The 24446-nt window shown below is 71.6% G+C and carries 19 protein-coding genes; 6 read left to right on the top strand and 13 right to left on the bottom strand.

The window, feature by feature from the left end; genetic code table 11:
* Positions 1-105: 105 nt before the first annotated feature.
* Complete coding sequence (locus ACIBI5_RS03740; protein WP_397242818.1) at positions 106-636, bottom strand: GNAT family N-acetyltransferase; 531 nt, start codon at positions 634-636, stop codon at positions 106-108.
* Between the two features lie 163 nt (positions 637-799).
* Between ACIBI5_RS03740 and ACIBI5_RS03735 the strand changes: the two genes are divergently transcribed.
* Positions 800-2521: an ABC transporter ATP-binding protein gene (locus ACIBI5_RS03735; protein WP_397242816.1), complete on the top strand. Its 1722-nt coding sequence runs from the start codon at positions 800-802 to the stop codon at positions 2519-2521.
* Positions 2518-4341, top strand: a complete 1824-nt coding sequence (locus tag ACIBI5_RS03730; protein WP_397242814.1) for an ABC transporter ATP-binding protein — start codon at positions 2518-2520, stop codon at positions 4339-4341. The genes ACIBI5_RS03735 and ACIBI5_RS03730 overlap by 4 nt, the downstream gene beginning before the upstream one ends.
* A 72-nt stretch (positions 4342-4413) precedes the next feature.
* Here ACIBI5_RS03730 and ACIBI5_RS03725 read toward each other — a convergent pair whose 3' ends face one another.
* Complete coding sequence (locus tag ACIBI5_RS03725; protein ID WP_397242812.1) at positions 4414-4716, bottom strand: hypothetical protein; 303 nt, start codon at positions 4714-4716, stop codon at positions 4414-4416.
* A gap of 102 nt (positions 4717-4818) precedes the next feature.
* On the opposite strand from ACIBI5_RS03725, the gene ACIBI5_RS03720 reads away from it, so the two are divergent.
* Entirely contained in the window at positions 4819-8727 is a 3909-nt protein-coding gene (locus ACIBI5_RS03720) for a tetratricopeptide repeat protein (protein WP_397242810.1), read from the top strand.
* On the opposite strand, the gene ACIBI5_RS03715 is transcribed toward ACIBI5_RS03720, so the two are convergent.
* Together ACIBI5_RS03715 and ACIBI5_RS03710 are read right to left on the bottom strand one after the other, a co-directional pair.
* On the bottom strand, positions 8720-9043 hold the full coding sequence (locus ACIBI5_RS03715) for a DUF202 domain-containing protein (protein ID WP_379618789.1): 324 nt from the start codon (positions 9041-9043) through the stop codon (positions 8720-8722). The two genes, ACIBI5_RS03720 and ACIBI5_RS03715, sit on opposite strands and share 8 nt — an antisense overlap.
* Before the next feature lie 2 nt (positions 9044-9045).
* Positions 9046-9372 (bottom strand): YidH family protein, encoded by a 327-nt coding sequence (locus ACIBI5_RS03710; protein ID WP_379618787.1) that lies wholly within the window; start codon positions 9370-9372, stop codon positions 9046-9048.
* Positions 9373-9422: 50 nt separating this feature from the next.
* On the opposite strand from ACIBI5_RS03710, the gene ACIBI5_RS03705 reads away from it, so the two are divergent.
* Positions 9423-10346, top strand: a complete 924-nt coding sequence (locus ACIBI5_RS03705) for a DUF3500 domain-containing protein (RefSeq protein ID WP_397242808.1) — start codon at positions 9423-9425, stop codon at positions 10344-10346.
* A 73-nt stretch (positions 10347-10419) separates the two neighbouring features.
* On the opposite strand, the gene ACIBI5_RS03700 is transcribed toward ACIBI5_RS03705, so the two are convergent.
* The 7 genes from ACIBI5_RS03700 to ACIBI5_RS03670 are packed head-to-tail and all read right to left on the bottom strand — an operon-like array spanning position 10420 to position 17522.
* A complete protein-coding gene (locus ACIBI5_RS03700; RefSeq protein WP_184962838.1) occupies positions 10420-10797 on the bottom strand; it encodes a hypothetical protein in 378 nt (125 codons plus the stop codon).
* A gap of 40 nt (positions 10798-10837) precedes the next feature.
* Positions 10838-12124, bottom strand: coding sequence for an ABC transporter substrate-binding protein (locus ACIBI5_RS03695; RefSeq protein ID WP_397242806.1), 1287 nt, complete (start codon positions 12122-12124; stop codon positions 10838-10840).
* Positions 12125-12138: 14 nt separating this feature from the next.
* On the bottom strand, positions 12139-13302 hold the full coding sequence (locus ACIBI5_RS03690) for a branched-chain amino acid ABC transporter permease (RefSeq protein WP_397242804.1): 1164 nt from the start codon (positions 13300-13302) through the stop codon (positions 12139-12141).
* A complete protein-coding gene (locus ACIBI5_RS03685) occupies positions 13299-14186 on the bottom strand; it encodes a branched-chain amino acid ABC transporter permease (RefSeq protein WP_379618779.1) in 888 nt (295 codons plus the stop codon). The genes ACIBI5_RS03690 and ACIBI5_RS03685 overlap by 4 nt, the downstream gene beginning before the upstream one ends.
* Entirely contained in the window at positions 14183-15997 is a 1815-nt protein-coding gene (locus ACIBI5_RS03680; RefSeq protein ID WP_397242802.1) for an AMP-dependent synthetase/ligase, read from the bottom strand. The genes ACIBI5_RS03685 and ACIBI5_RS03680 overlap by 4 nt, the downstream gene beginning before the upstream one ends.
* Complete coding sequence (locus tag ACIBI5_RS03675; RefSeq protein ID WP_397242800.1) at positions 15994-16758, bottom strand: ABC transporter ATP-binding protein; 765 nt, start codon at positions 16756-16758, stop codon at positions 15994-15996. Before ACIBI5_RS03675 ends, ACIBI5_RS03680 begins: the two co-directional genes overlap by 4 nt.
* Entirely contained in the window at positions 16746-17522 is a 777-nt protein-coding gene (locus ACIBI5_RS03670) for an ABC transporter ATP-binding protein (protein ID WP_397242798.1), read from the bottom strand. The genes ACIBI5_RS03675 and ACIBI5_RS03670 overlap by 13 nt, the downstream gene beginning before the upstream one ends.
* A gap of 107 nt (positions 17523-17629) precedes the next feature.
* Here ACIBI5_RS03670 and ACIBI5_RS03665 point away from each other — a divergent pair, with 107 nt between their 5' ends.
* Positions 17630-17887 (top strand): UBP-type zinc finger domain-containing protein, encoded by a 258-nt coding sequence (locus ACIBI5_RS03665; protein ID WP_379618771.1) that lies wholly within the window; start codon positions 17630-17632, stop codon positions 17885-17887.
* An 18-nt stretch (positions 17888-17905) separates the two neighbouring features.
* Positions 17906-21466 carry a WD40 repeat domain-containing serine/threonine protein kinase gene (locus tag ACIBI5_RS03660; RefSeq protein ID WP_397242796.1) on the top strand — a complete coding sequence of 1187 codons (3561 nt, stop codon included), beginning with the start codon at positions 17906-17908 and terminating at the stop codon, positions 21464-21466.
* Here ACIBI5_RS03660 and ACIBI5_RS03655 read toward each other — a convergent pair.
* Together ACIBI5_RS03655 and ACIBI5_RS03650 are read right to left on the bottom strand one after the other, a co-directional pair.
* On the bottom strand, positions 21463-23010 hold the full coding sequence (locus ACIBI5_RS03655; protein WP_397242794.1) for a Na+/H+ antiporter: 1548 nt from the start codon (positions 23008-23010) through the stop codon (positions 21463-21465). The two genes, ACIBI5_RS03660 and ACIBI5_RS03655, sit on opposite strands and share 4 nt — an antisense overlap.
* A 96-nt stretch (positions 23011-23106) precedes the next feature.
* The gene (locus ACIBI5_RS03650) at positions 23107-24321 is read right to left on the bottom strand and encodes a hypothetical protein (protein WP_397242792.1); all 1215 of its coding nucleotides are present in this window, start codon (positions 24319-24321) and stop codon (positions 23107-23109) included.
* Between the last annotated feature and the right edge of the window lie 125 nt (positions 24322-24446).

Genomic DNA, 24446 nt, shown 5'->3' with positions numbered 1-24446 from the left:
CGGGCAACGGCGGTCCGGCGGGATCGTGGGCCGGTCGCGTCCCACTGTGCCCCGGGTGATCACGCGCGCCAGCCGCGCGACGCGCCGCCTTGACCGATTCCCTGCCTAATCGGGGCGGCGGCGACAGTGCCGGTGCCCGTCGTTCGGGAACGGCGGCTCGGCCGGGAGAATCTCCTCGAACAGGTAGCCCGTCTTCTCCGCCACCCTGCAGGAGGCGAGGTTGTCGACCTGGTGGAGCAGCTCCAGCGACGCCAAGGCGGGATAGGTGGCGAACGCCCAGGCGGTCAGTGACTCCACGGCCCGCGGCGCCACTCCCCTGCCGCGGGCGGGCGCCGCCGTCCAGTAGCCGACCTCGCCGGTGTCACCCTGCGGGTCGGTGCGCTTCATGACCACGTTGCCCAGAAGCGCGTCCTTCCCCTCCTCCCGTACGGCGAAGCTCATCCGCTCCCCGCTCTCCCAGCCTTGGTGCTGAAGGTCCAGCCAGTGCCGCCCGTCGTCGTCGGTCACGATGGGGTGAAGCGTCCACTTGCGCAGCTCGGGATCCCGGTACGCGCTCACCAGCGCGGCCAGGTCGTCGTCTCGCCAGGGACGGAGGAAAAGGACGGGGGACGCTTCAGCGTTCACGATGACGGTCACGCGCGACATTGGACCACGCGCACGTCCGCCACGACGATTTAGGGCCCGACCGAAACCAGCCCCGGCCAAAAATGGGTTGATCGGTCGGGTTAGCATTGATTGAGTGCCTCCCGATACCACAACTTCCCGCCGTCCTGTGCTGTCTACCAACTCCCTCTGGCGGATGAAGGGCTACCTCCGCCCTTACATCGGCAAACTCGTCTTCATCTGGCTGGTCGCCCTCCTCGGCATCGGGGCCAGCATCACGCTCCCCCTCATCGGGAAAGAAGTCATCGACGGGCCCGTGGCCCACGGTGACCAGGGGGCGCTCCTTCCGCTCGGGCTCCTGGCGCTCGGCGTCGGCGTCATCGAAGCACTCCTCACCTTCCTCCGCCGCTGGGCCCAGGTCGGGCCGGTCCTCGGGCTGGAGACCCGCATCCGGGACAACCTCTACCGGCACCTCCAGCGGCTGCCGATGGCCTTCCACAACGAATGGCAGTCCGGCCAGCTGTTGTCACGTGCCACGACGGACCTGTCGGCGATCCGGCGCTTCCTCGGCTTCGGGATGCTCTTCCTCGTCATGAACATCCTGCAGCTGACGACCGTCACCATCGTGCTGCTCAACATGTACTGGCCGCTCGGGCTGCTGGTCGCCGGGTCGGCGGTGCCGATCGTGGTGGTGTCGCTGCGGTTCGAGAAGCGCTATATCCTCATCTCCCGCCGGGTCCAGGACGAGCAGGGCGACCTCGCCACGCTCGTCGAGGAGTCGGCCATCGGCATCCGGACGATCAAGGCGTTCGGCCGCCGGCACCACGTCTTCGACTCCTTCGACGACTCCGCGCGCAAGGTGTACGGGACCTCCATGGAGAAGGTGCGCCACTCCGCGCGCTTCTTCACCTTCCTCGAGGTCATCCCCAACTTCACGCTCGCGCTCGTCCTGCTGCTCGGCGCGCTCGCGGTGGGCGGCGGCGACCTGTCGCTGGGCACGCTGGTCGCCTTCACCACGCTGATGCTGCAGCTCGTCTGGCCGATCGCCAGCCTCGGCTACATCCTGGCCATGTCCCAGGAGGCCATGACCGCCGCCGACCGCGTCATGGAGGTCATGGACACCGTCCCGGCGATCCAGGACGGCGCGGACACGGCCCGGGAACCACGCGGCCACCTGCGTTTCGAAGGCGTGGAGTACCGCTTCCCCGGCGCCGAGAGCCCCGTGCTCGACGACCTCTGGCTGGAGGTACGGCCCGGCGAGACCGTGGCCGTCGTCGGCGCGACCGGCTCCGGCAAGACGACGCTGACCTCGCTGGTCCCCCGCCTGCTCGACCCGACCCGCGGCCGGGTCACGATCGACGGCCACGACGTGCGCGAGCTGGAGCTGGGCTCGCTGCGGCAGATCGTGGCGACCGCGTTCGAGGAGCCGACGCTGTTCTCGATGAGCGTCAGGGAGAACCTCACGCTCGGCCACCTCGACTCCTCCGAGGAGGAGCTGGAAGCGGCGATCCGCACCGCGCAGGCGCAGTTCGTCTACGACCTGCCCTGGGGGCTCGACACCCGGATCGGCGAGCAGGGCATGTCGTTGTCGGGCGGGCAGCGGCAGCGGCTGGCGCTGGCGCGGGCCGTACTGAGCAAGCCGAGGATCCTCGTCCTGGACGACACGCTCTCGGCGCTCGACGTCGAGACGGAGGCGCTCGTGGAGGAGGCGCTGCGGCGGGTGCTGCGCGACGCGACCGGCATCGTCGTGGCGCACCGCGCCTCGACCGTGCTGCTGGCCGACAAGGTGGCGCTGCTGCGCGGCGGCACGATCACGCACGTCGGCACCCACCACGAACTGCTGGAGGCGGTGCCCGAGTACCGGGAACTGCTGGCCCAGGACGCCGACCTCGACCCCTCGGAAGGAGCGCTGCGATGACCACCCCGGCCAAGGCCTGGCGAGGCGTGGCCTCCGAGGAGCAGGACGAGCTCGACGACAAGGTCTCGGTGTTGCTGCGGGAGCGCTCCCGAAAGCTCCTCGGTGACCTGCTGAAACCGCACAAGAAGCAGATCGCGGCGCTGACCGCGATCATCGTCGTCTCCAACCTGGCGGGCTTGGCGATCCCGTACCTGGTGAAGGTGGGCATCGACGAGGGCATCCCGCCGATGCTCAAGGGCACCGGGACCGGCACGCTGCTGACCGTGGTCGGCGTGATCCTGGCCGCCGCCGCGACCCAGGCGCTCACCCGGCAGGCGTTCCTGAAGCTGTCGGGGCGCATCGGCCAGGACATCCTGCTGGAGCTGCGCCGGCGCGTGTTCGACCACTTCCAGCGGCTGTCGCTGTCCTTCCACGAGAAGTACACCTCGGGCCGGGTCATCTCGCGGCTGACCTCCGACATCGAGGCGATCGCCGAACTGCTGCAGTCGGGCTTCGACGGCCTGGTCACGGCGGTGCTGACGATGTTCGGCACGGCGGCGCTGCTGATCGTCCTGGACGTGCACCTCGGCCTGCTCGCGCTGATCCCACTGCCGCTGCTGCTGCTGTTCACCCGGTGGTTCCGCAGGCAGTCGGCGATCGTCTACCGGCGCACCCGCGAGACGGTCGCGCTGGTCATCGTGCACTTCGTCGAGTCGATGACCGGCATCCGCGCGGTCCAGGCCTTCCGCCGCGAGCACCGCAACCAGGAGATCTTCAAGCAGCTCAACGCCGACTACCGCGACGCCAACGCGCGCAGCATGCAGCTACTCGCGATCTTCATGCCGGGCATCAAGCTCATCGGCAACGTGACCGTCGCCGGCGTGCTCATGTACGGCGGCTGGCTGGCCCTGCACCAGGAGGTCACGGTCGGCGTGCTGGCGGCGTTCCTGCTCTACCTGCGCCAGTTCTACGAGCCGATGCAGGAGATCAGCCAGTTCTACAACACGCTGCAGTCGGCGGGCGCGGCGCTGGAGAAGCTGTCCGGCGTGCTGGAGGAGCAGCCCGCGGTGCCCGAGCCGCGCAAGCCGGCCCCGCTGGAGAGCGCCAGGGGCAAGGTGCGCTTCGAGGACGTGCGCTTCGCCTACACCGAGGAGATGCCGATCCTGCCGAGGCTGGACCTGACGATCCCGGCCGGGCAGAGCGTGGCGCTGGTCGGGGCGACGGGCGCGGGCAAGACGACGCTGGCCAAGCTGATCTCCCGCTTCTACGACCCGGCCGAGGGGCGCGTCCTGCTCGACGGCGTCGACCTCACGATGCTGGACGAGCCGACGCTGCGCCGCGCGGTGGTCATGGTGACCCAGGAGAACTTCCTGTTCTCCGGCACGGTCGCCGACAACATCCGCTTCGGCCGGCCGGGCGCCTCCGACCGCGAGGTGCGCGAGGCGGCCAAGGCGATCGGCGCGCACGAGTTCATCAGCGGGCTGCCCGACGGCTACGACACCGAGGTGGGCAAGCGCGGCGGGCGCATGTCCGCCGGTCAGCGGCAGCTGGTCGCGTTCGCGCGGGCGTTCCTGGCCGACCCGGCGGTGCTCATCCTGGACGAGGCGACCTCGTCACTGGACGTGCCGAGCGAGCGGCTGGTCCAGCGGGCGTTGCGCACGATCCTGGCCGACCGTACGGCGCTGATCATCGCGCACCGGCTGTCGACGGTGGAGATCGCCGACCGGGTGCTGGTGATGGAGCGCGGCGAGATCGTCGAGGACGGACATCCCGACGAGCTCATCGCCGCCTCCGGCCGCTTCGCCGGGCTGCACAGAGCCTGGCTGGAGAGCCTCAGCTGACCGTTTCCCGGAGGGGCGCGAGGCCCCTCCGGGATTCCCCTTCGCGGCGGGGTCCAAGGTCTTCGTCAGGATTCAGAGCAGCCGTGGCCGTACCGGGCTCAGCAGAGCCGTCTCGTCGGTGGCCACCGGCTGCGCGGCCAGCCGCGCCTCCGGGTGGCGGGCGAGATAGCCCTCGGGGAAGGTCGTGGTCTGCTGCCCGCCGCAATGGGGGCAGACCGCGGCGCTCGACGGCGGCGGGACGAGCACGCCCGAGCGGACCCACACCTCCCTTTCGTTACCATGGCGGTCGTCGACCGATCGCACGAGGTAGTCCTCTTCCCAGACATGCCAGCATCCCCGGCACTCGAACGGCACGCTCCTGCGCTGTTCTTCCATGAGGTCACCCCCTCTCTTCGAGTGTCCGCCCGGCTTGCGCATGCCCGCAAGCGGGGTAGAAACATCGGCACGGACCCGGTAACCCCCCCACCTGGAGCGGCAGTGGCGCGTCAGATCTTCGTAGGCCGTACGGAAGAGCAGGAGCGCTTCGCCTCGCTGCTGAGCGCGTTGCGCGATCCGGGGGACGGACCCGACGAGGGCTTCGCCGTTCTCGTGCACGGCCACGGCGGCATGGGCAAGAGCACGCTGGTCAACCGCTACGTGGACATGGCCGCGGCGGCGGGGCTGCGCGGGGTGCTGGTGGACCTCGACGCCGAGCAGGTGCAGGACCTCGACCAGGCGGTGGGCCTGTGGCGGGCCAGCCTGGTGAGCACGCTGGAGCGGATCGCGTTCGAGCTGTGCCCGCCGGGCGAGCGGCGGCAGGGCCGCGCGGCGGGCAAGGAGTTCGAGGACTTCGTCGCCGCCGTGGACGCGCTCGGGGAGAGCGACCAGGACGCGCCGGAGGGCGATGAGGCCGACTCCGGCGCCCGCGCCTGGACCAAGGGCGCGCTGGAGCTCGGAGGGGAGCTGGTCGGCGACGCGCTGTTCGGCGTGCCGCTGCCGACCAGCCCGCTGGACCGGATGGTCGACCGCGGCGCCGACGCGCTGCACCGCCGCAAGCAGCAGAAGGCCGAGCGGCAGGCCAGGGAGCAGGCCCGGGTGGCGCGGATGCGCGACCAGGTGGTGTCCGCGTTCGCGGCGGGGCTGCGCGGCCTGACCGGCGGGCGTAAGGGCTCGCCCATCGCGATCTTCCTGGACACGGCGGAACTGCTGCGCCCGGCCGACCATCGGCGGCTGCGCGAGGCGATACGCCTGTCCGGGCCCGGCGTCGTCTGGGTGATCGCCATGCGGCTGGAGGAGGAGCTGAGCCCGACCGAGGGCAACGAGGCCTCCCTCTACCAGCGCGAGCTGCCCGGCACCCGCTTCCGCCGCATCCTCATGGAGGTCTTCGACATGGGGACGCTCGCCGAGTACCTGGACCGCCGCCTCGGCCCGGTGGCCGACGACCTGCCGGTGGAGCGGATCTGGCGGGCCAGCAGGGGCATCCCGCTGGCGGTGTCGATGTTGTGCCACGAGATCGAGAGCACCGGCGACGTGGAGGACGCGCTGGCCGAGATCGGCGAGAACGGCGAGGTCTCCTTCGTCATCAGGACGCTGGCCGAGCGCTATCTCAAGCACACCCACGACCCGCTGGAGCGCATGCTCCTGTTCGGCATGGCCCTGCACCGCTCGGAGCGCCTGGACGCCTCGCTGCTGTCGGCGCTGTGGGACGTCGGCGAGCCGCTGGCCTTCGCCCGCATCATGGACGAGCTGGTGCGCCGGCACGACTTCATCCTGACCAGGACCCGGCGCCTGCACCAGGCGGTCCGCTCGACGTTCCGCTCGTTCCTGCTCGGGCCGCAGGATCGCTACACCGTGCTGGAGGCCAATCGCCGCGCCATCGAAGTCCTGTGCGAACGGCTGGCCGGCCAGGACGGCCTGGACGGCACCGAGCGCCTGGACGACCGGGCCTGGCGGGAGAACGTCGAGACGCTGCTGTGGCACGCGTTCTGGACCGACAACGTGGACGGCCTGCGGCTGATGGCCAGGCTCTTCCCGATCTGCGTCCTGGACCGCGGCTTCGCCGGCGACCTGCTGCTCACCGCGCGCTTCTTCGAGCCTGTGCTGACGCCCGACCAGCGCGAGCACCTGGACACCATGCAGGACATGCTCAGGCCCGGCTTCACCCCCTACCAGAAGACACTGGAGCGCACGTTCGCGCTGATGGACAGCGCCCGCTCCGACTACAGCCCGGTCGAGGGCGAGATCCGGGCGGGCCTGGTCGACCTGCTGCGGCTGCGGCACGCCCGCTGGCTGTCGCTCGACACCGGCGCGCGGATCGTGCTGACCGAGCGGGCCGCCGCGCTCCTGGCCGGGTCGTCGCCCGCCGCGCTGGAGCAGGTCGCCCAGGCCGCGATGGAGATCGCCCGCGACCTGGTCGACCCGGCCAACCTGCGCCGTTCGCCGTCGAACGACGCGCTGCGCGCGGCCGAGCTGGCCACCAGGTACGCGCCGGACGCGGCCGACGCCTGGCGCCACCTCGGGCTGACCGCGCTGGCCCTGGGCGAGCAGTCACGGGCGGAGGAGGCCTTCGCCACCGCGGTCAGGCTCGCCGCCGACCCGGCGTCGCTGGCGATGGGACTCGGCCACGACATCACCGCCCTCGGCTACCAGGGGCTGGCGCTCGGCTTCTACCGCGAGGCCGCCGAGCTCAAGCCCGGCGACGAGGGCGCCTGGACCCAGCTCGGCCTGGCCCTGCGCCAGTACGGCAGGTACGCCGAGGCCATCCAGGCGTTCGAGGCGGCCAGGAACGATGACGGGGAACGCTTCTGGCCGGCGCTGCACATCTGGAACTCCTACCACCTGTCCGGCCCCAGGGTCCTGGAGCTGGAGCACCGGGGGCGGGCCAGGAGCATCCTGGCCGAGCAGCTCGAACACGCGCCGGAGGACCCGAGCTTCCTCGACTGGTCGTGCCTGCTGGCCGAGGCGTCGGAGGAGCACGAGCAGGCGCTGGCCCTGGCCGACCGGCTGACCCGGGTACGCCCCGACAACCCCGACACCCACACCTACCGGGGCAACGCCCTGCTGGCCCTCGGCCGGATGGAGGAGGCGGAGGCGGCCTACCGGCTGGTGGTGGAGCTCGATCCCGAGGACTTCAGCGCCTACGGCCGGCTCGGGTCGGTGCTCGCGCAGCTCGACCGGCCGCAGGAGGCGCGGCGGCAGTGGCGGCTCGGGCTGCGCATCCTGCAGGCGGAGGTGGAGCGCAATCCGGGGTCGGGCCCGATGTACGAGTGGCTGGGGGCGCTGCACTCCAACCTCGAAGAGCATGAGGCGGCGGCGCGCGCCTACCAGCGGGTGATCGAGATCGGGCGCACGATGTTCATCGGCAAGCAGCTGGCCGACACCCTGCACGCCCTGGACCGGCCGCAGGAGGCGGAGGCGGCGTACCGGATGGCGATCGAGATGGACGCCGGCAACCCCTACGCCTACGAGGGTCTGGGGTACGTGCTGCGCGACCTCGATCGGCACGCGGAGGCGGTCGTCGCCTGGAGCACGGCCGCCGAGCTGACCGAGCGGCGGCTGGAGAGGCGGCCGGACTCCTCGGGGCTGCACTATCTGGCGGGCGTCCTGCACGCGTGCCTGCGCGACGCCGGCGCCTCGGCCAGGTCGCTGGAGGAGGCGGTGCGCCTGGATCCTGAGCACGCCGCGGCGTACCTGGAGCTGGGCAACGCCTACTTCGCGCTCGGCGACAACGGGGCCGCCGAGAGCGCCTACCGGGCGGCGGTCAGGATCTCCCCCGACTACGCCAGGGCCTACTACCTGCTCGGCGGGCACCTGACGGCGCTGTGCCGGCTGGAGGAGGCGGCTCAGGTCTACCGGCAGGGGCTGCGGGCCGGTCCCGACCATTCCGGGATCAAGGCGGGGCTGGCGGTGGTACACGCCATGTCGGGCGAGGCGGCGGAGATCAGCGAGGCGGACGCGGCGAACGCCGACCACCTGGACTGCGCCATGGTCGAGCTGATGCGCGGCGCCCCGGACGCGGCCCGCGCCCACCTGGAGCTGGCGCACGCGGCGGAGCGGGACGGCTACCGGGGCTACAGCGTCCGGCTGGGCGTGATGTTGCGCAGGTCCGACCCGGAGCGGGCGGAGCGGCTGCTGGTCCAGGCCGCCGAGCCGAACCCGGCGCACACCGGCAGCGAGAAGGACCGCCACGTGCGGGCGCTGGCGCTGGCCTGCCTGGGCCGCACCGACGAGGCGGTGCGGGAGCTGGAGCCGCTGCGCGGGCGGGAACGGGCGGATGGCTATTTCCGCTGCTTCTGGGATCTGCTGGACGATCCGCCGGTCCCGGGGCGCTACCGGCTGCTGTCTCTGCTGGACGATCTGGGGCGCAGGGAATTCCCCGACGGGTGGCGTACGCGGAGCCTCAGCTGAGGACGAAGAAGATCGCCCCGCCCACCACGCAGAGGGTGCCCAGCCAGGCGAACAGCACGTCGAGGCCGGCGTCCAGGGGCACGCCTTCGTGCAGGGCGCGCTGGTGGCTGCGGAAGCGGGCCCCGGTCCTGGCCAGCAGGACGCCACCGCTCAGGGCGGCCAGGGCGAAGCCGGCCACGGCGGCCGGGGGCAGTCCCGCCCGCAGGGTGAGCCCGGCCGCCGCGAGGCCGCCGGTGGAGAGGGCGACGGCGGTCCGTACCCAGGCCAGGCGCGTGCGTTCGCTCTGCAGCCCGGGGTCCCAGATCTCCTTCGACATGGTCAGATCGCGAGAACGATGAGCACCAGGGCGATGACGGCCACGGCGGCGACGCCGTACCCGAAGACGGCGGCGAGGGCGGGCGGCGGCAGGGGAGACTGATCGCGAAGGGCGCGCTGGATGTTACGCCAGCGCGGGTAGGCCATGCCCGCGGCGAGCGCAGCCAGGGCGACGAGCATGATGGCCAGGCTGGTGCGGATCCAGGGGACGAAGACGTCTTCCGGCACGGCGGCCATCGCCACGCCGCCCGCGCTCAATGCCAAAGCGGTGCTCAACCACGTCAAAAAGGTACGTTCATTTGCCAGGGTGAACCTGGGGTCGGGCTCCATAGAATCACCATAATTCGTACATACAACCCCTAGAGAAGGCGGGAATCACCATGACCGCACAGGCCATGGCGGCCGTCGCCGGGGAGTTCCTCGACGCCCTGGACGAGGACCAACGGGGGCTCGCGGCGCACGACTTCGCCGACCCGCTGCGCGTGCAGTGGACGTACGTGCCCGCGTGGCGGCCGGGCGTTCCGCTGCTCGGGCTGGGCAGGAGCGCCCGCAACGCCGCCCACCGCCTGCTGGCCACCGCGCTCGCCCCGCACGCCTTCGCGCAGGCCGTGACGGTGATGGCGCTGGAAGAGGTGCTCGACCTGCGCGAGGAGGGCCGGGGCAGGCGCCACAGCGACGACTACCATCTCGCGCTCTTCGGCTCGCCCGGCGCGCCCCGCTGGAGCTGGCGCTTCGAGGGCCACCACGTCTCGGTGACCGCCACGGTCAGCGGGGACGAGGTGGAGGTGGCGCCGCTGTTCCTGGGCGCCAACCCGGCCGTGATCACCTACGAGGGCGTCGCGGTCACCCGCCCGCTGCCACTGGAGGAGGAGCTCGCGCGGGCACTGCTCGCCGACCTGCCCGCCGCCCACCGCGCGGCGGCCCTCATCGCCGGTACGGCCCCGCCCGACATCCTCACCGGCACCGCCATCGCCACCGACCCCCTGGACCCGCCGGGCGTGCGCGGCGCGGAGCTGGCGGGCTCGGCGGCGGCGCTGCTGGGCAAGCTGGCCTCGGTCTACGTCGACCGCCTGGCGCCCGCGCTACGTGTACCGGTGGAGCCGGGCAAGCTGGCCTTCGCCTGGGCCGGACCGGCCGGGCGCGGCCTGGGCCACTACTACCGCATCCAGGGCCCCGGCCTGCTCATCGAGTACGACAACACCCAGAACGGCGCCAACCACGCCCACTCGGTGCTGCGTCGTCCCGGCGCCGACTTCGGGGCCGCGCTGCTGCCCGCGCACCTGGCCGCGGAACACGACGGGTGACGGCGGCAACCGCGCGGGCCGTGGCGTGGGCCGTCAGGCTCACGCCATCGGAGGGCCCGCGCGGGCGCAGCGGCTAGGAACAGGCCTTGGCGATCTTCTCCAGGTAGGCCGCGGTGTCGGCGGTCACCTTCTGCGCGGAGTCGACGGCGTCGTTGGCGGTCTTGACGTTGATGTTGCCCAGCGACGTGGCCAGGCTGTCGGTGGCTTCCTTGAGCGTGGTGTTGGAGGCCTTGTCGGCCACGCCGTTCAGCTTGGTCGCGGCGTCGTCGATGGCCTTGTCCATCGCCTTCGGATCGTTGGTGAACTTGCCGACCTCGGCCACCAGGTCGGCGACGATCTTCGGCGCCTCCAGGCACGCCTGGGCCTTGTCGATGGTGCTGTTGACCTCGCCGCACCCGGCGAGGAAGACGGCAGAGGCGAAAAGGGCTAGGGGCACAAACCGGAGTCGCATACCTGCGACCCTACCCAACGGCTCGCGCCCCCGGCGGCGGCTACAGCTTGGCGTAGCAAGGACCGTCCATGGCGTGGGCCTGGGCGGTCGGGCCGATGAAGAAGTCCTTGACCGTGGTGACACCGGTGGGAGCGGTCTCATCGAGCTTGTTGACGAGCGTCTGGCGGAAGGTGGCGGTGTTCGGGTCGCCGGAGAAGTTGCCCGCCTCCGGCGGCAGCATGCCCTCGTAGTCCACGGTCGCGAGCGTCTTGACCGCGGCCAGCAGGCCCTTGCGGCTGATGTCGCCCGAGGCCACCATCTTCTCCAGCGCCGCCTTCAGCGGGTAGGACCAGACCCAGCCGGAGGTATAGCCGTCGTTGGGGGTGACGCCGGTGAGCGCCTCGCGCATGGCCTTGTGGCCGGGCGTGTCGGCGTTGAAGGGCTTGCCGGGCGACGACTGCTCGTACAGGGCCTTGAGCGCGGGCGCGGCGGGCGACTTGAGCAGCGCGGGGTTCCACGTCGGGCCGGTGCCGATGAAGCGGCCCTTGAACCCGGCGGCGGCCGACTGGCCGACGATGGCGGCGGCGTCGGCGGGGCCGGTGGTGAGGATGACCAGGTCGGGCTTGTTCTTGGTGATCTCGGTGATGGCCCGGCCCTGCTCGGTGGCGCCGGGCGGCGTCTCGACGGCGGTGAACGTCAGCCCGTTCTTCTCCGCCGCGACCTTCGCGCCCGCGGCGGCGTCGGCTCCGTAGTCCCCGGCCAGGTGGACGGCCATCACGGTCTTGGGCTTGTAGGTCTCCATCGCGTAGTCGACGGAGTTCATGGCCTCGACGCAGTAGTTGGCGCCGCTCTCGACGATCACGTCCTCGAACTCCCACGCCGAGGTCCAGGAGGCCGGTGCGGAGACGACGTTGTTGGCCTTCAGGTCGCCGATGATCGCCGCGGTCGTGGGTGAGCCGAGCGTCTGCGCCAGGCCCAGGACCTTGTCCTTGATCTCGTTGTAGACCTGCCGGTGCACCTCGGGGTTGTACTTGTTGTCGCGCACGTAGGCCTGCACGTCCACCTCGTACGTGCCGCCGATGCCGCCGGCGGTGTTGACGCGCTTCCAGAACGCCTTCTGCGCATCGGTGATCGGTACGGCCAGCGCCGCGAACGGCCCCTGGGTCAGGTCGGAGATCGTGCCCAGGTAGATGCAGCCCTTGTTCTTGTCGACGGCCAGCGGACACGGTTCCCGGGTGACGCCGGTCGTCACGGCGCCCTTGCTGCCCTCGTCGTCCCCCCGGATGACGCCGCACGCGGACAGAAGGGCCACTATCGCGACGAACGTCACGCCATAGCGCACCTTCATCAGTTTTCCTCTCACTAGTAGGAGAACGGCCAGGACTTCCAGTAGGCGCGCACGCGGATCCAGATGCCGAACAGCCCGCGCGGCTCGAAGACGAGGAACAAGATGATCAGCAGGCCGTAGAGCACGGTCTCGACCTGGAACACGTTGGGCGTGACCGTGGTGTCGGCGCTGACGATCGGCAGCAGTTCCGGCAGCGACCGGGTGATCGGCTGCAGCAGCGAGATGAACAGCGCCCCCGCGATGGCCCCGGACACCGTCGCCACCCCGCCGATGAGCACCATCGCGATGAACTGCACCGACAGCAGCAGGCTGAACGAACCGGGCTCCACGTACCCGGAGATGCTGTAGAACAGCGCCCCGGCGCACCCGGCGTAGAAGGAGGAGATCCCGAAGGCCAGCACCTTGTAGCGGGTCAGCGGCACGCCGATGACCGCGGCGGCGATGTCCCGGTCGCGGATGGCCGAGAAGGCGCGCCCGATCCGCGAGCGGGCGAGATTGCGGGCGGCCACCGCGAAGGCGATCAGCAGCACGAGCATGAGCACGTAGAGCTGCTGCTCCTTGGTGGCGGCGCCGTCCTGGTCGAGGGGGAGGCCGAAGAGCTGGGGCACCGCCGCCTCCCGCCCCACGCCGGGGCCGCCGGTCAGGTGGTCCCACTCCTTGAAGACGTGCTCGCCGAGAAAGACCAGCCCGAGCGTGACGACGGCCAGGTAGAGCCCGCGCAGCCGGGTGGCCAGCGGCGCGACCAGCACGCCGAACAGCGCGGCGACCAGCCCGGCGGCGGGCAGCCAGATCCAGATCTCGGCCAGGCCGAACCCCAGGTGCTCGCCGCCGCGCGGCCCGGAGACCGCCGCCGCCGTGTACGCCCCGATGGCCACGAAGAACGCGTGCCCCAGCGACACCTGCCCGGCGTACCCGGTGACGATGTTGAGCCCGATCGCCCCGATGGCCAGCACGTACGCCCCCGCCAGCACCTCCAGCGACCGGTCGGCCAGCACCACGGACAGCGACAGCGCGAGCAGCACCAGCAGCCCGGTCCAGACCTTCTTGGCCCGGGTGTCGAGCAGCGCCATGTCCTGGGCGTAGGAGGTGTAGAGCAGCGGGCGCCCGCGCGGGCGGCGCGATCGCCCGGCCGGGGTGCCGGGCGCCTCCGCCTTGGCGGTGGACCTGGTGTCGGTCATACGCGCTCGACCTCCCGGGTGCCGAACAGCCCGTACGGCCGCACCAGCAGCACGACCAGCATCACCACGTACGGCGTGACCACCGCGAAGTTCTGTCCCAGCCACGGCGCGAACTCGCCCTGGTAGCTCTGGAACAGCGACTCGACCACCCCGATCGTCAGCCCGCCCGCGACCGCGCCGCCGAGCGAGTCGAGGCCGCCGACGATGATGGCCGGCAGCGCCTTGAGCGCGACGATCCAGGTCAGCTGCTCCACGCCCTGACCGGTGCCGACGAACATGCCGGCGATCGCGGCCAGGAACCCGGCCAGGGCCCACGACAGCGCGAACACCGCTCCGACCGAGACCCCCTGCGCGAGCGCGGTCTCCTGGTCGAAGGCGGCGGCCCGCATGGCCAGGCCGTACCTGGTGTGGCGGAAGAACAGGAACAGCAGCGTGACCAGCACGGCCGTCACGGCGAGCATGGCCAGCCACCGCTGCTGCACGACCAGCGGGCCGAGCGCGACCTGGTTCAGGCCCCACGGGTCGCCCATCTGCCGCACGTCGCGGCCGATGAAGCCGTTGACGACCACGCGGACGACCACGTCCACGCCCAGCGTGATGATCGCGACGACGAACACCGGGCGGCCGACCATGGGCCGGATCGCCACCCGCTCGATGCCGAGCGCGACCCCGGCGATGAGCAGCGCGGCCAGCAGGACCGCGAGGTAGAAGCCGGTCACCTCGGTCAGGTAGCTGACCGCCACGGCCCCGGCCAGCATGAGCGCGGGCTGGGCGAAGCTGATGACCCTGGTCGCCTTGTAGATGATCACGAATCCGAGTGCCAGCAACGCGTAGACCGAGCCGTTGCCCAGTCCCCTGATGACCGATTCGAGCACTCCTATCACGCGCGGTACATCCCTTCGACCAGCTCCTCGAACAGCTTGGCGATGGCGCTGCGCTTGACCTTCTGCGTGGCGGTCAGCTCGCCGTCCTCGTGGTCGAGCTCCTTGGGCAGGAACGCGAACTTCTTGACCTGCTCGACCCGGGCGAAGCGCTCGTTGACCCGCAGGACGACGTCCTGGACCAGCGCCCGCGTCTGCGGCCGCTCGGACAGGTCGCGGTAGGTCGTGTAGGCGATGCCGCGCCGGCGCGCCCACTCCCCGACGGTGTCGAGTTCGATGCCGATGAGCGCCACGAGGTAGGGCCGCTGGTCGCCGATGACGACCGCCTCCTTGATGTACGGCGAGGCCTTCAGCGCGTTCTCGATCTCGGAGGGCGCGACGTTCTTGCCGCCGCCGGTGATGATGATGTCCTTCATCCGGTCGGTGATGCGCACGTGGGTGCCGCCGTCCCACTCCCCCACGTCGCCGGTGTGCAGCCAGCCGTCGGCGTCGAGCACGTCGGCCGTGGCGCGCGGGTTGCGCCAGTAGCCGGCGAAGGTGCCCGGGTGCCTGGTCATGATCTCGCCGGTGGCCTCGTCGATCTTCAGCTCGATGCCGGCCTGCGGCTCGCCGACGGTGCCGAGCCTGACCCGGCCGGGACGGTTGGCGGTGGCGATGGCGGTGTTCTCGCTCATGCCGTACACCTCGTGCATGGCCACGCCGACGCCCATGTAGAACTTGAGCACGTCGGGGGCGATCGGGGCGGCGCCGGAGGCGGCGTAGCGGACGCGGCGCATGCCGAGCCGCTCGCGCAGCGAGCGGTAGCAGAACACCCAGCCCAGCGCGTAGAGCAGACGGGTGGCGGCGGTGTGGGTGCCGCCGGTGCGCACCAGCGTGTCGCCGACCCGGTCGGCGATCCGCAGCCAGAGCCCGGTCACGGCGCGTTTGAGCGGAGAGGCGGCGTCGAGCTTGATGTTGACCTGGGCCAGCACCTTCTCCCAGATGCGCGGGACGCCGAACAGGATCGTCGGCTGCACCTCGCGCAGGTTGGCCTGGACGGTCTCGATCGACTCGGCGAAGTTCACCTGGACGCCGGCGCCGGCGTTGAACCAGACGGTGAAGGCGCGCTCGGCGACGTGGCAGAGCGGCAGGTAGGACAGGATGAGGTCGCGCTCCGACGGTGGCGGCGAGGTGAAGCCGCCGTCCTCGACGAGCGTCTTGATCGCGAACTCGATGTTGCCGACGGTGAGCATGACGCCCTTGGGCGGGCCGGTGGTGCCGGAGGTGTAGATGAGGGTGGCCACGTCGCCGGCCGTCGCCTCGTCCATCCGGCGGGCCAGCGCGTCCGGGTGCTCGGCGCGGTGGGCGGCGCCGATGGCCAGCAGGTCGGGCCAGTGGAGCAGTCGCGGGTCGTCGTACCTGCCGCGGATGCCGCGGGGCTCCAGGTAGACGATGCGCTCCAGGTCCTCGATGTCCAGCGCCTTGTCGAGCTGCTCCTGGTCCTCGGCCAGCAGGATGCGGGCGCCGGAGTCGGCCAGCAGGTACGCGACCTCGGCCGGCGGGTTGGTCGGGTAGAGGCCGACGGTGATGCCGCGCACGGCGACCGTGGCCAGGTCGGCGTAGAGCCATTCCGGGCGGTTCTCGGAGTGGACGGCGACCCGGTCGCCCGGCTCGACCCCGAGGGCCAGCAGGGCGTGCGCGACGAGCTCGACCCGGCTCCAGTAGCCGGACCAGGTGATCTCCTGCCAGACGCCGAAGTCCTTGTGCCGCAGGGCGACGACGCCGGGCGTGCGCGCGGCCCGGTCCTGGACCCGGGTGACGATGGTCGGCCTCACGCGGTCCCTCCCAGATACGCCTCGATGACCTTGGGGTCGCGCTGCACCTCGGCGGGCGTGCCGAGGGCCACCTGGCGGCCGAAGTCGAGCACGAGCACCCGGTCGGCCAGGTCCATGACCAGGCCCATGTCGTGGTCGACCAGCACGATCGGGATGCCGAGCTCGTCGCGGATGTCCAGGACGAACCTGGCCATGTCCTCGGTCTCCTCCAGGTTCATTCCGGCGACGGGCTCGTCGAGCAGCAGCAGCCTGGGCTCCATCGCCAGCGCGCGGCCGAGCTCCACCCGCTTCTGGATCCCGTACGGCAGCAGCCGCACCGGATGCCGGCGCCAGGCGGCCAGCTCCAGGAAGTCGATGATGTCCTCGATCCTGGCTCTGGCCTCCAGCTCCTGCCTTCTGGCCCGGCCGAACCAGGCGATGGCCGACAGCGTGCCGTACCGGAAGTGGCAGTGGCGGCCGAGCATGAGGTTGTCCAGGACGGTGAGGTTGTGGAAGAGCTCGACGTTCTGGAAGGTGCGGGCCAGGCCCATCGCGGCGATCTCGTCGGGGCGCCGGCCGAGGAGTTCGGTCTCCAGGAAGACGACCTTGCCGCGCTGGGGCCGGTAGACGCCGGACAGGACGTTGAAGATCGAGGTCTTGCCGGCGCCGTTGGGGCCGATCACCGCGAACAGCTCGGTGGGACCGACCTCGAAGGAGACGCCGTCGATGGCGCGGACGCCGGCGAAGGACAGGCCGACGTCCTCCACGCTCAGGACAGCCATCGCTTCCTCCGTTTGTAGTGCTTGACCTCGCGGAAGGACCTGGCCGCGCCCTCGGCGCCGAGCCCGAGGTAGAACTCCCTGATGTCCTCGTCGGCCAGCAGTTCGGCGGCCGGCTTGTCCATCACGATCTTTCCGGTCTCCATCACGTAGCCGTGGGCGGCGATCGACAGCGCCATGGTGGCGTTCTGCTCGACCAGCAGGACGGTGGTGCCCTGCTTGTTGATCTCGACGATGAGGTCGCGGATCTGGGCGACGAGCGACGGGGCCAGGCCGAGGCTGGGCTCGTCCAGGAGCAGGTACGCCGGTCCCGCCATGAGCGCGCGGCCGACGGCCAGCATCTGCTGCTCGCCGCCGGACAGGTAGCCGGAGACGCTCCTGCGGCGTTCGGCCAGCACGGGGAACAGGCCGTAGACCCGGTCGAGGTGGGATCGCGCCGCGGTGTGGCCGCCGACCTTGAGGTTCTCCTCCACGGTCAGCTCGGCCAGGATGCGGCGGCCCTCCATGACCTGGCTGAGGCCGCGCCGTACGATCTGGGCGGGTTTGAGGTGGTGGATCGGCTGGCCTTCAAGGGTGACCGTCCCTTTGGTGATCTCTCCGTCGTGCACGTCCAGCAGGCCGGACAGCGCGCGCAGCAGGGTCGTCTTGCCGGCGCCGTTGGCGCCCAGGAGCGCCACGATCGAGCCGGGCGGGACGCTCAGGCTGACGCCGCGCAGGACGAGCATCACGTCGTCGTAGATCACCTCGAGGTTGCGGACCTCAAGCACGAGGGCTCCCTTCGCCGCCCCCGATTAGCAAAGAGTCCACTGGACCAAGCGCTCGATCAATAGGTGCGGCCAAATTGGAATGTGCTTCTAGTCCTACGATTTCGCTTATGGCAATCTGCGAACATCTTTCCAACGCCGGCGACCCGCCCGCGCGTACGCCCGAGGGCTGCGAGGAGTGCCTGGCGACCGGTGGCCGCTGGGTGCACCTGAGGCGCTGCCTGTCGTGCGGACATATCGGCTGCTGTGACTCCTCACCGTCCCGGCACGCCAGCAAGCACGCCGGGGGCGACGGCCACCCGGTCATCCAGTCCTTCGAGCCCGGCGAGAGCTGGCGGTGGTGCTACGTCGACAACCAGATGGGCTGAGCGCGCATCTAACCGCTCGTGAACGGGGAACCGCTGCGGCTGGGGGAATACTGGCTGGCCGGCCGGCTGGGAGCCGGTGGCCAGGGCGTCGTCTACGAGGCCTACGACGAGGCGGCCAACAGGGTGGCGGTCAAGGTCCTGCACGCCTACCTGTCGGGCGACTCCGCGCTGCGCAGGAGGTTCCTGCGCGAGGTGCGCGCCGCCCAGCGCGTCGCCTCCTTCTGCACCGCCCGCATCATCGACCACGACCTGACCGGGGAGCGGCCTTACCTGGTCACCGAGTTCGTGGCCGGTCCCAGCCTGCGCAGAGCCGCGCCGTTCACCGGCGACGCGCTGCACCGGCTGGCGCTCGGCGTGGCCACCGCGCTGGCCGCCATTCACCACGCCGGAGTGGTCCACCGCGACCTCAAACCGGAGAACGTGCTGCTCGGACCGGACGGCCCGCGCGTCATCGACTTCGGCATCGCCCGCGCGGCCGGCCTGTCGATGACCTCGACCGGCGAGCTGACCGGCACGCCCATGTACATGGCGCCCGAGGTCTTCTCCGGCGGCCGGGCCGAGCCCGCCGCCGACGTCTTCGCCTGGGGCGCGCTGGTCTACTTCGCCGCCGCCGGCCGCGACGCCTTCACCGCGCCGACGACGGTCGCCGTCATCAACCGGCTGCTCAACGACGAGCCCGACCTGACGCCCGTGCCCGCGCCGCTGCGCCCGCACGTCGCCGCCGCGCTGGCCAAGGACCCGGAGCTGCGGCCGAGCGCGCACGACCTGCTCAGCGCGCTGCTCGGCGCCTCCATGGCCGAGGAGCCGCTCATGGCCTCCGCCGCGCGGGAGGCGGCCAGGGTGCGCCCGCCCGAGCAACTGGCCGGCGAGCCCGCGCTCGGCCTGGTCGCCGAGCAGGTCTACGCCGCGCTGCCGCCCGCCGAACGCGAGCTGGCCCGCCAGGTGCTGCTGCGCCTGGTCGACGTGCGCGAAGGCGAGGAAAGCCCGCGCTCGGCCACGCTCGGCGAACTGCTCGACGGCCGCCCCGCCGCCGAGCCCGTGCTGGCCGAGCTCGAACGCGCCCGGCTGATCGAGCGCGGCCCCGACACCGTCTCCCTGGGCCGTCCCGCGCTGCTGCGCGCCTGGCCACGCCTGCACGAGTGGGTGGCCGGCGACCGCGCGGCCCTGGCCCGCCACCGCAGGCTCGGCGAGGCCGCCCGCCGCTGGTCCGCGCACGGCCGCCGCGACGAAGACCTCTTGCGGGGTACGGCCCTGCGCGAGGCCGTCGACCGGCCCGTGCCCGGCCACCTCACACTGAACGCCACCGAGCGGGCCTTCGTCGAGGCGAGCCGGAGCCACGACCGGAGCAGGGCCAGGCGGCGGCGCCTGGTCACCGGCGGCGTGGCCGTCCTGACGATCACCGCGCTCGTGGCCGGGGTCCTGGCCTGGCAGCAGACGCGGCTCAGCCAGGCCAGCGGAAAGCAGCTCGCCGACAAGCGGGCCGAGGAGCGGGCCAGGCTGGTGGCGCTCCAGGCCGACGGGCTGCGCCAGACCGATCCGGCCAAGGCGATGGCGTTGAGCGCGGCCGCGTACCGGATCGCGCCCGTGCCCGAGGCGAAGGCGGCGGTGCTGAGCTCGCTCGCCCAGCCCGAGACGCACACCTTCAAGGATCCTTTGCTCACCAACACCGGACGGGCGCTCAGCCGCGACGGCTCACTGCTGGTGAGCGCCGGGGACGACCGGGTGCGCGTCTACGACGTGCGCAGCGGCGCGGTGCGGCGGGAGTTCGGCGGCGTCGGGCCGGGACCGTTCCGCGCGGCGCTGTCGCCCGACGGGGACACTCTCGCGCTCGGCGCCTCCGGCAGGATCCGGCTGTGGAGCCTGCGCACCGGCAAGCTCGTGGCGCAGGACCGGTCGAAGGACGTGCTCGGCACCGGTGCCAACATTCCCGGATCGCTGCGCTTCAGCCCGGCGGGCGGCTACCTGGAGGTGACCGCCAACCAGGGCGGGCCGTTCATCGGGCTGTGGAGCAGGGCGGCCGGCACGTTCACCCGGCACGGGACCGGCGACCAGGAGGTGGGCCCAGGCGACCGGTTCACCGTCATGGACGACACCGGCGAGGAGGAGGGCGGCAGCGCGGTGCGCGAGCTGCCCTCGGGCCCGGCCAGGAAGCTGCCGCGCCGGCTGCCCGGCGCGGTGGCCGGCATCACGCCCGACGGCGCCGCCGCCGCGGTCTCGGAGGAGGACGACCTGGCCCTGGTCAGGCTCGCCGACGGCAAGCGCGTGCGGGACTTCCCCGGCGAGGCGCAGACCGCCGACTTCTCCGCCGACGGGGCGTACATGGTGACGCTCAGCCACCTCAGCGACTACGGCGTCGTGGAGACCGCGCCCTCGGTCGTCACGCTCTGGCGGGTACGCGACCGGGCCAGGCTGATGCGGTTCACCACGACCGCGCCCCTCACCCAGCGGCCCGCGCTCAGCGCCGACAACCAGCGGCTGACCCTGCTCGACGACGGCGGCCGGGCCACCGTCTACGACCTGGCCCAGTACACCGGCGGAGAGCGCGCGGTGCCCGCCGGGACCACGCGGCTGCGCATGACCGCCGACGGGAGCACCGCCTACGGGCTGGTCGGCTCCGAGGCGCGTTCGTGGGCGCTGCCGTCGTTCACGCCGGCCCGCCCGGCGATCAAGGCGTTCGGCAAGCTCGAGTTCGGCCTCGAACCCGACCTCGCCCTCAGCCCCGACGGCCGTACTCTGCTCACCGTCGTCCCCAACGACCAGACCACGCCGATCCAGGTGTGGGACACCGCGACCGGCCGCCGCACCGGGGTCATCAAGCGGCCTCAGCAGGGCGTGGCCGACAACATGGGGCGGATGGTGTTCAGCCCCGACGGGCGGTGGGTGGCGATCGGGTTCATCTGGTCCAGCGACTACCCCGGGACCGGGCACGTGGCGCTCGTGGACGTGCCCGGCCGCCGGATCGCCAAGGTCTTCGGGCCGGTCTCCTCCCAGGACCTGTCGTTCAGCGCCGACGGGCGCCACCTGCTGGCCGGGGACTCGGTGCGGGTCGACGTGATCGACCTGGCCGCGATGACGGTCCTGCCCAGGACGTCGGGGCCCGGCACCGTCGCCAGGCTGTGGATGGTGCTCGACCGCTCCGGCAGGCGCGGGGCCTCGCCGTACGGCGGGGCCGGGGTGGCCCTGTGGGACGCGGCCGCGTGGAAGCCGGCGGGACAGGTCTTCCAGGTGGCGGGAACGGTGCGCGCGGCCGCCTTCTCCCCCGACGGCGGGACGCTGGTACTCGCGCACGACGAGCAGCTGACCGTCTTCGACCTGGGCACCGGCCACCAGCTCGGCGCGGCCCGCACCGTGGCCGCCACCCGGCCGGAGATGGACGATCTGGAGGCGGCGCCGCGCCTGGCCTTCCTGCCCGGCGGCGACCTGCGAGTGCTCGGCTACGACGGGACGCTGCGCGACCTGCCGGTCAGCGCGGAGCGGGCGCTGCCCCAGGTGTGCGCGCGGATGGAGCGGCCGCTGTCACGGGCGGACTGGCGCGCGTACGTCGGCGACGATCTCCCCTTCAGCGACCCCTGCGCCTAGCGCTCCAGGATCGCCTCCTCGAAGTCCAGTTCCGCCATCATCCGGCGCATCACCTCGTCGTCGATGCGCCGCTCGTTGCGCAGCCTGACGAACACCTCGCGCTCGGCCACCAGCATGTCGCCGCGCAGCCGCCGGTACAGGGCGCTCGGCGTCTCCGAGCCGCCCTGGGCGGTGCCGCCGCCGAGCCGTTCCCACGCCGACATCGCCCGCCGTTCCGTCTTCTGGCGCAGCTGGCCGACCACGTCCTGGGTGATCTCGTCCAGCTCGTCGTCCGGCGGGAGCTGCCTGTTCAGGGCGTCCAGACCGGCCTGGATGGCGGCCTGCTTGGCGGCGGCCTCGCCGAGGTTGTCCTCGTAGACCTCGTTCTCGCTGGTCACCCTGAGGCGGCGGATCAGCGTGGGGAAGGTCAGCCCTTGCACCAGCAGCGTCCCGATGACCGTGGTGAACGTCAGGAAGATCATCAGATCCGCGCCCTCGAACCCCTCCGGGATGGCGAAGGCGGCGGCCAGCGAGACCACGCCCCGCATGCCCGCCCAGCCCACGATCACCACGTTCGGCCAGGGCGGCCGGGACTTCTGCAGGTAGGAGGTGGGAACGACCCACACGAAGCGGGCCACCACGGCCGCCGCGAACACGGCCAGCGCGTACCCGGCCAGCTGCCAGCCCGTGTACTCCTTCGGGATCACGTACGTGAGCTGCAGCCCGATGAGCGCGAAGACGATGGTCTCCAGGAAGAAGTCCACCATCTTCCACACCCCGGAGGCGACCAGCCGGGTGCCGAACCCCTGCCGGTGCATCCGAGCCCCCAGATAGAGGCCGACGATCACCACCGAGATCACCCCGGAGGCGTGCACCAGCTCGGCGGCCAGATAGGCGCCGAACGGGATCATCAGCATGATCGTGTTCTCGACCAGCGCGTCCTTCAGCCGGGGCAGCAGCCATCCGAACACCAGCGCCAGCGCCACGCCGATGACCACGCCTACCACCGACGCGTACAGGAACTGCCCGACGGCGCCGGTCAGCTGGAAGACCGTGCCGGTGGCCGCGCCGATCGCCACCCGGTAGGCGGTCAGCGCGGTGGCGTCGTTGAACAGGCTCTCGCCGATGAGGATCGTCAGCGTACGGCGCGGCAGCCCCAGCCGGCGCGCCACGGCGACGGCGGCGACCGCGTCCGGCGGGGCGATGATGGCCCCGAGGGCGAAGGCTGCGGCCATCGGCAGCGCCGGGACCAGCAGGTGCACCACGTACCCGACCACGACCATGGTGAACAGCACCAGCCCGACCGACAGCAGCGCGACCGGCCTGGTCACCTCGCGCAGGCGCAGGTAGGAGCTGTCGAGGGCGGCCGAGTAGAGCAGCGGCGGCAGGAAGACCAGCAGCACGACCTCGGAGTCGAGCGGCACCGGCGGCACCAGCGGCGAGGCGACCAGCCCGGCCAGCACCAGCAGCAGCGGCGCCGGCCAGCCTCTGCGCCTGGCGACGGCGGCCACCAGAAGCGCGCCCGCGGCGACGAGCAGCAGGCGCAGGGCCATCTCCGGGTTCACGGCAGCCTCCTCGGAACGGGCGGTGACACGCTGTGTCACATGGCATGATGCCCGATCAGGAGGTCGTCGTGGATCTCCCCGCCGACGCGCCGCGGCTCACCACTCGCGCCGGTCGCCCCGGTCGTCGTACTGCTGCTCGGGGCGCAGCCGCTCGCCCGTGGAGAACATCGGGTCGCCGACGTAGGGCCGGGTGATGTCCGGTTCCTGGTGGTGCGGCGGCACCGGGTTGCTCAGGGCCAGCAGCGGGTCCACCGGGTTGGCGGCCGGCGCCTGGTAGGGCTGGTGGTCGCCCGAGTGGTAGTCCTGCTGGGCCCGCCGTCCGGCGCCCGGGATGCCGTGCATGGGCGTGCCGAGCCCGGCCGTGCCCTGGCCGCGTTCACGCTGGTGCTGCGGCTGCTGCTGGTAGGCGGCGGGCGCGGCGTGCTGGCCGGTCGCGTACGGGTCCGGCTGCGGGGTGTACTGCTGGTTCGTCTGGTAGTGGCCGCCCTGCTGCTGCTGGTGGTACGGCTCGGCCGCCTGCGAGGGGAAACCCAGCGGGTCGGTGGACAGCGGGGCCTGCCGGTGGCGGGACTCGGTGGCGGGCAGCTGGTAGAACGGGTCGGCCTGGGCGGCGGGCTCGGCGTACTGCGGGCCGGTGAAGGGCTGCTTGACCGGCTGGGTCTGGTCGGGGTGGTAGCCGGACCGGTCGCCGTAGTGCTGCTGGTCGCCGTAGGCGGGCGTGTCGTTGTACAGCGGCGTGTCGTTGTAGGCGGGTTGCTGCTCGCCATAAGGCTGCTGCTCGCCGTAGGACTGCTGCTCGGTGTACGACGGCTGGTCGCCGTAGGTGGGCTGGTCGCCGTAGGCGGGGCGCTGCTCGCCGTACCCCGGGATGGGCATCTCGCGCGGCGGGGTGGTGTCGTAGGAGGCCACCAGCTTGTCCGGCGGCGCGGGAGCTCCCCTGGCCACCAGGACGTCGTTGGGCGACAGCGCCGCGGTCGGGCGCTCGTCGGCGTGGGCCTGGGAGTAGTGCGGTGGCTGCGGGAGCCCGCTCTCCGGCGGGCGGTGGTACTGCCCGGTGCCGGGGATCGCCTCGGGGTCGTGCGCGGGCACGGCGGGCTGCTCGCCCGTCGCCTCCGCGAAGCCCTCGTCGAGGGTGTCGAGCAGGCGCCCGACGTCGTCCATGGGCATGCGGAAGGAGGCCGTGCACATCTCCCCACGCCATAGGCTGAGAACGAGCGTTCCCTCGTGCCAGGTGACCCGGAGACACCGCTCCTGGCCTCGCGCATCGAAGAACACCTCGCCGAACGACGGCAACGGGACAACTTCCGACATGGCAGACATACTGCTTTAACCAGCCTTTATTCGTCCACTCAACCCCGGAAAACCCTACTGAACCGGCCGACCCAAACCCACCGCAACCCCCTCTGATCACGTTAGGAAGATCTTTCTTGACCGGT

The organism is Nonomuraea sp. NPDC050540, from assembly GCF_044457485.1.
GTDB lineage: Bacteria > Actinomycetota > Actinomycetes > Streptosporangiales > Streptosporangiaceae > Nonomuraea.
This window is presented reverse-complemented; position numbering and strand designations above follow the sequence as displayed.

Excerpts from the sequence above, each read along its gene's own strand:
- ACIBI5_RS03735 (WP_397242816.1), top strand. The coding sequence starts at position 800 with ATGAAGGGCTACCTCCGCCCTTACATCGGCAAACTCGTCTTCATCTGG.
- ACIBI5_RS03730 (WP_397242814.1), top strand. The coding sequence starts at position 2,518 with ATGACCACCCCGGCCAAGGCCTGGCGAGGCGTGGCCTCCGAGGAGCAG.
- ACIBI5_RS03725 (WP_397242812.1), bottom strand. The coding sequence starts at position 4,716 with ATGGAAGAACAGCGCAGGAGCGTGCCGTTCGAGTGCCGGGGATGCTGG.
- ACIBI5_RS03715 (WP_379618789.1), bottom strand. The coding sequence starts at position 9,043 with ATGTCGAAGGAGATCTGGGACCCCGGGCTGCAGAGCGAACGCACGCGC.
- ACIBI5_RS03710 (WP_379618787.1), bottom strand. The coding sequence starts at position 9,372 with ATGGAGCCCGACCCCAGGTTCACCCTGGCAAATGAACGTACCTTTTTG.
- ACIBI5_RS03705 (WP_397242808.1), top strand. The coding sequence starts at position 9,423 with ATGACCGCACAGGCCATGGCGGCCGTCGCCGGGGAGTTCCTCGACGCC.
- ACIBI5_RS03700 (WP_184962838.1), bottom strand. The coding sequence starts at position 10,797 with ATGCGACTCCGGTTTGTGCCCCTAGCCCTTTTCGCCTCTGCCGTCTTC.
- ACIBI5_RS03695 (WP_397242806.1), bottom strand. The coding sequence starts at position 12,124 with ATGAAGGTGCGCTATGGCGTGACGTTCGTCGCGATAGTGGCCCTTCTG.
- ACIBI5_RS03690 (WP_397242804.1), bottom strand. The coding sequence starts at position 13,302 with ATGACCGACACCAGGTCCACCGCCAAGGCGGAGGCGCCCGGCACCCCG.
- ACIBI5_RS03675 (WP_397242800.1), bottom strand. The coding sequence starts at position 16,758 with ATGGCTGTCCTGAGCGTGGAGGACGTCGGCCTGTCCTTCGCCGGCGTC.
- ACIBI5_RS03665 (WP_379618771.1), top strand. The coding sequence starts at position 17,630 with ATGGCAATCTGCGAACATCTTTCCAACGCCGGCGACCCGCCCGCGCGT.
- ACIBI5_RS03650 (WP_397242792.1), bottom strand. The coding sequence starts at position 24,321 with ATGTCGGAAGTTGTCCCGTTGCCGTCGTTCGGCGAGGTGTTCTTCGAT.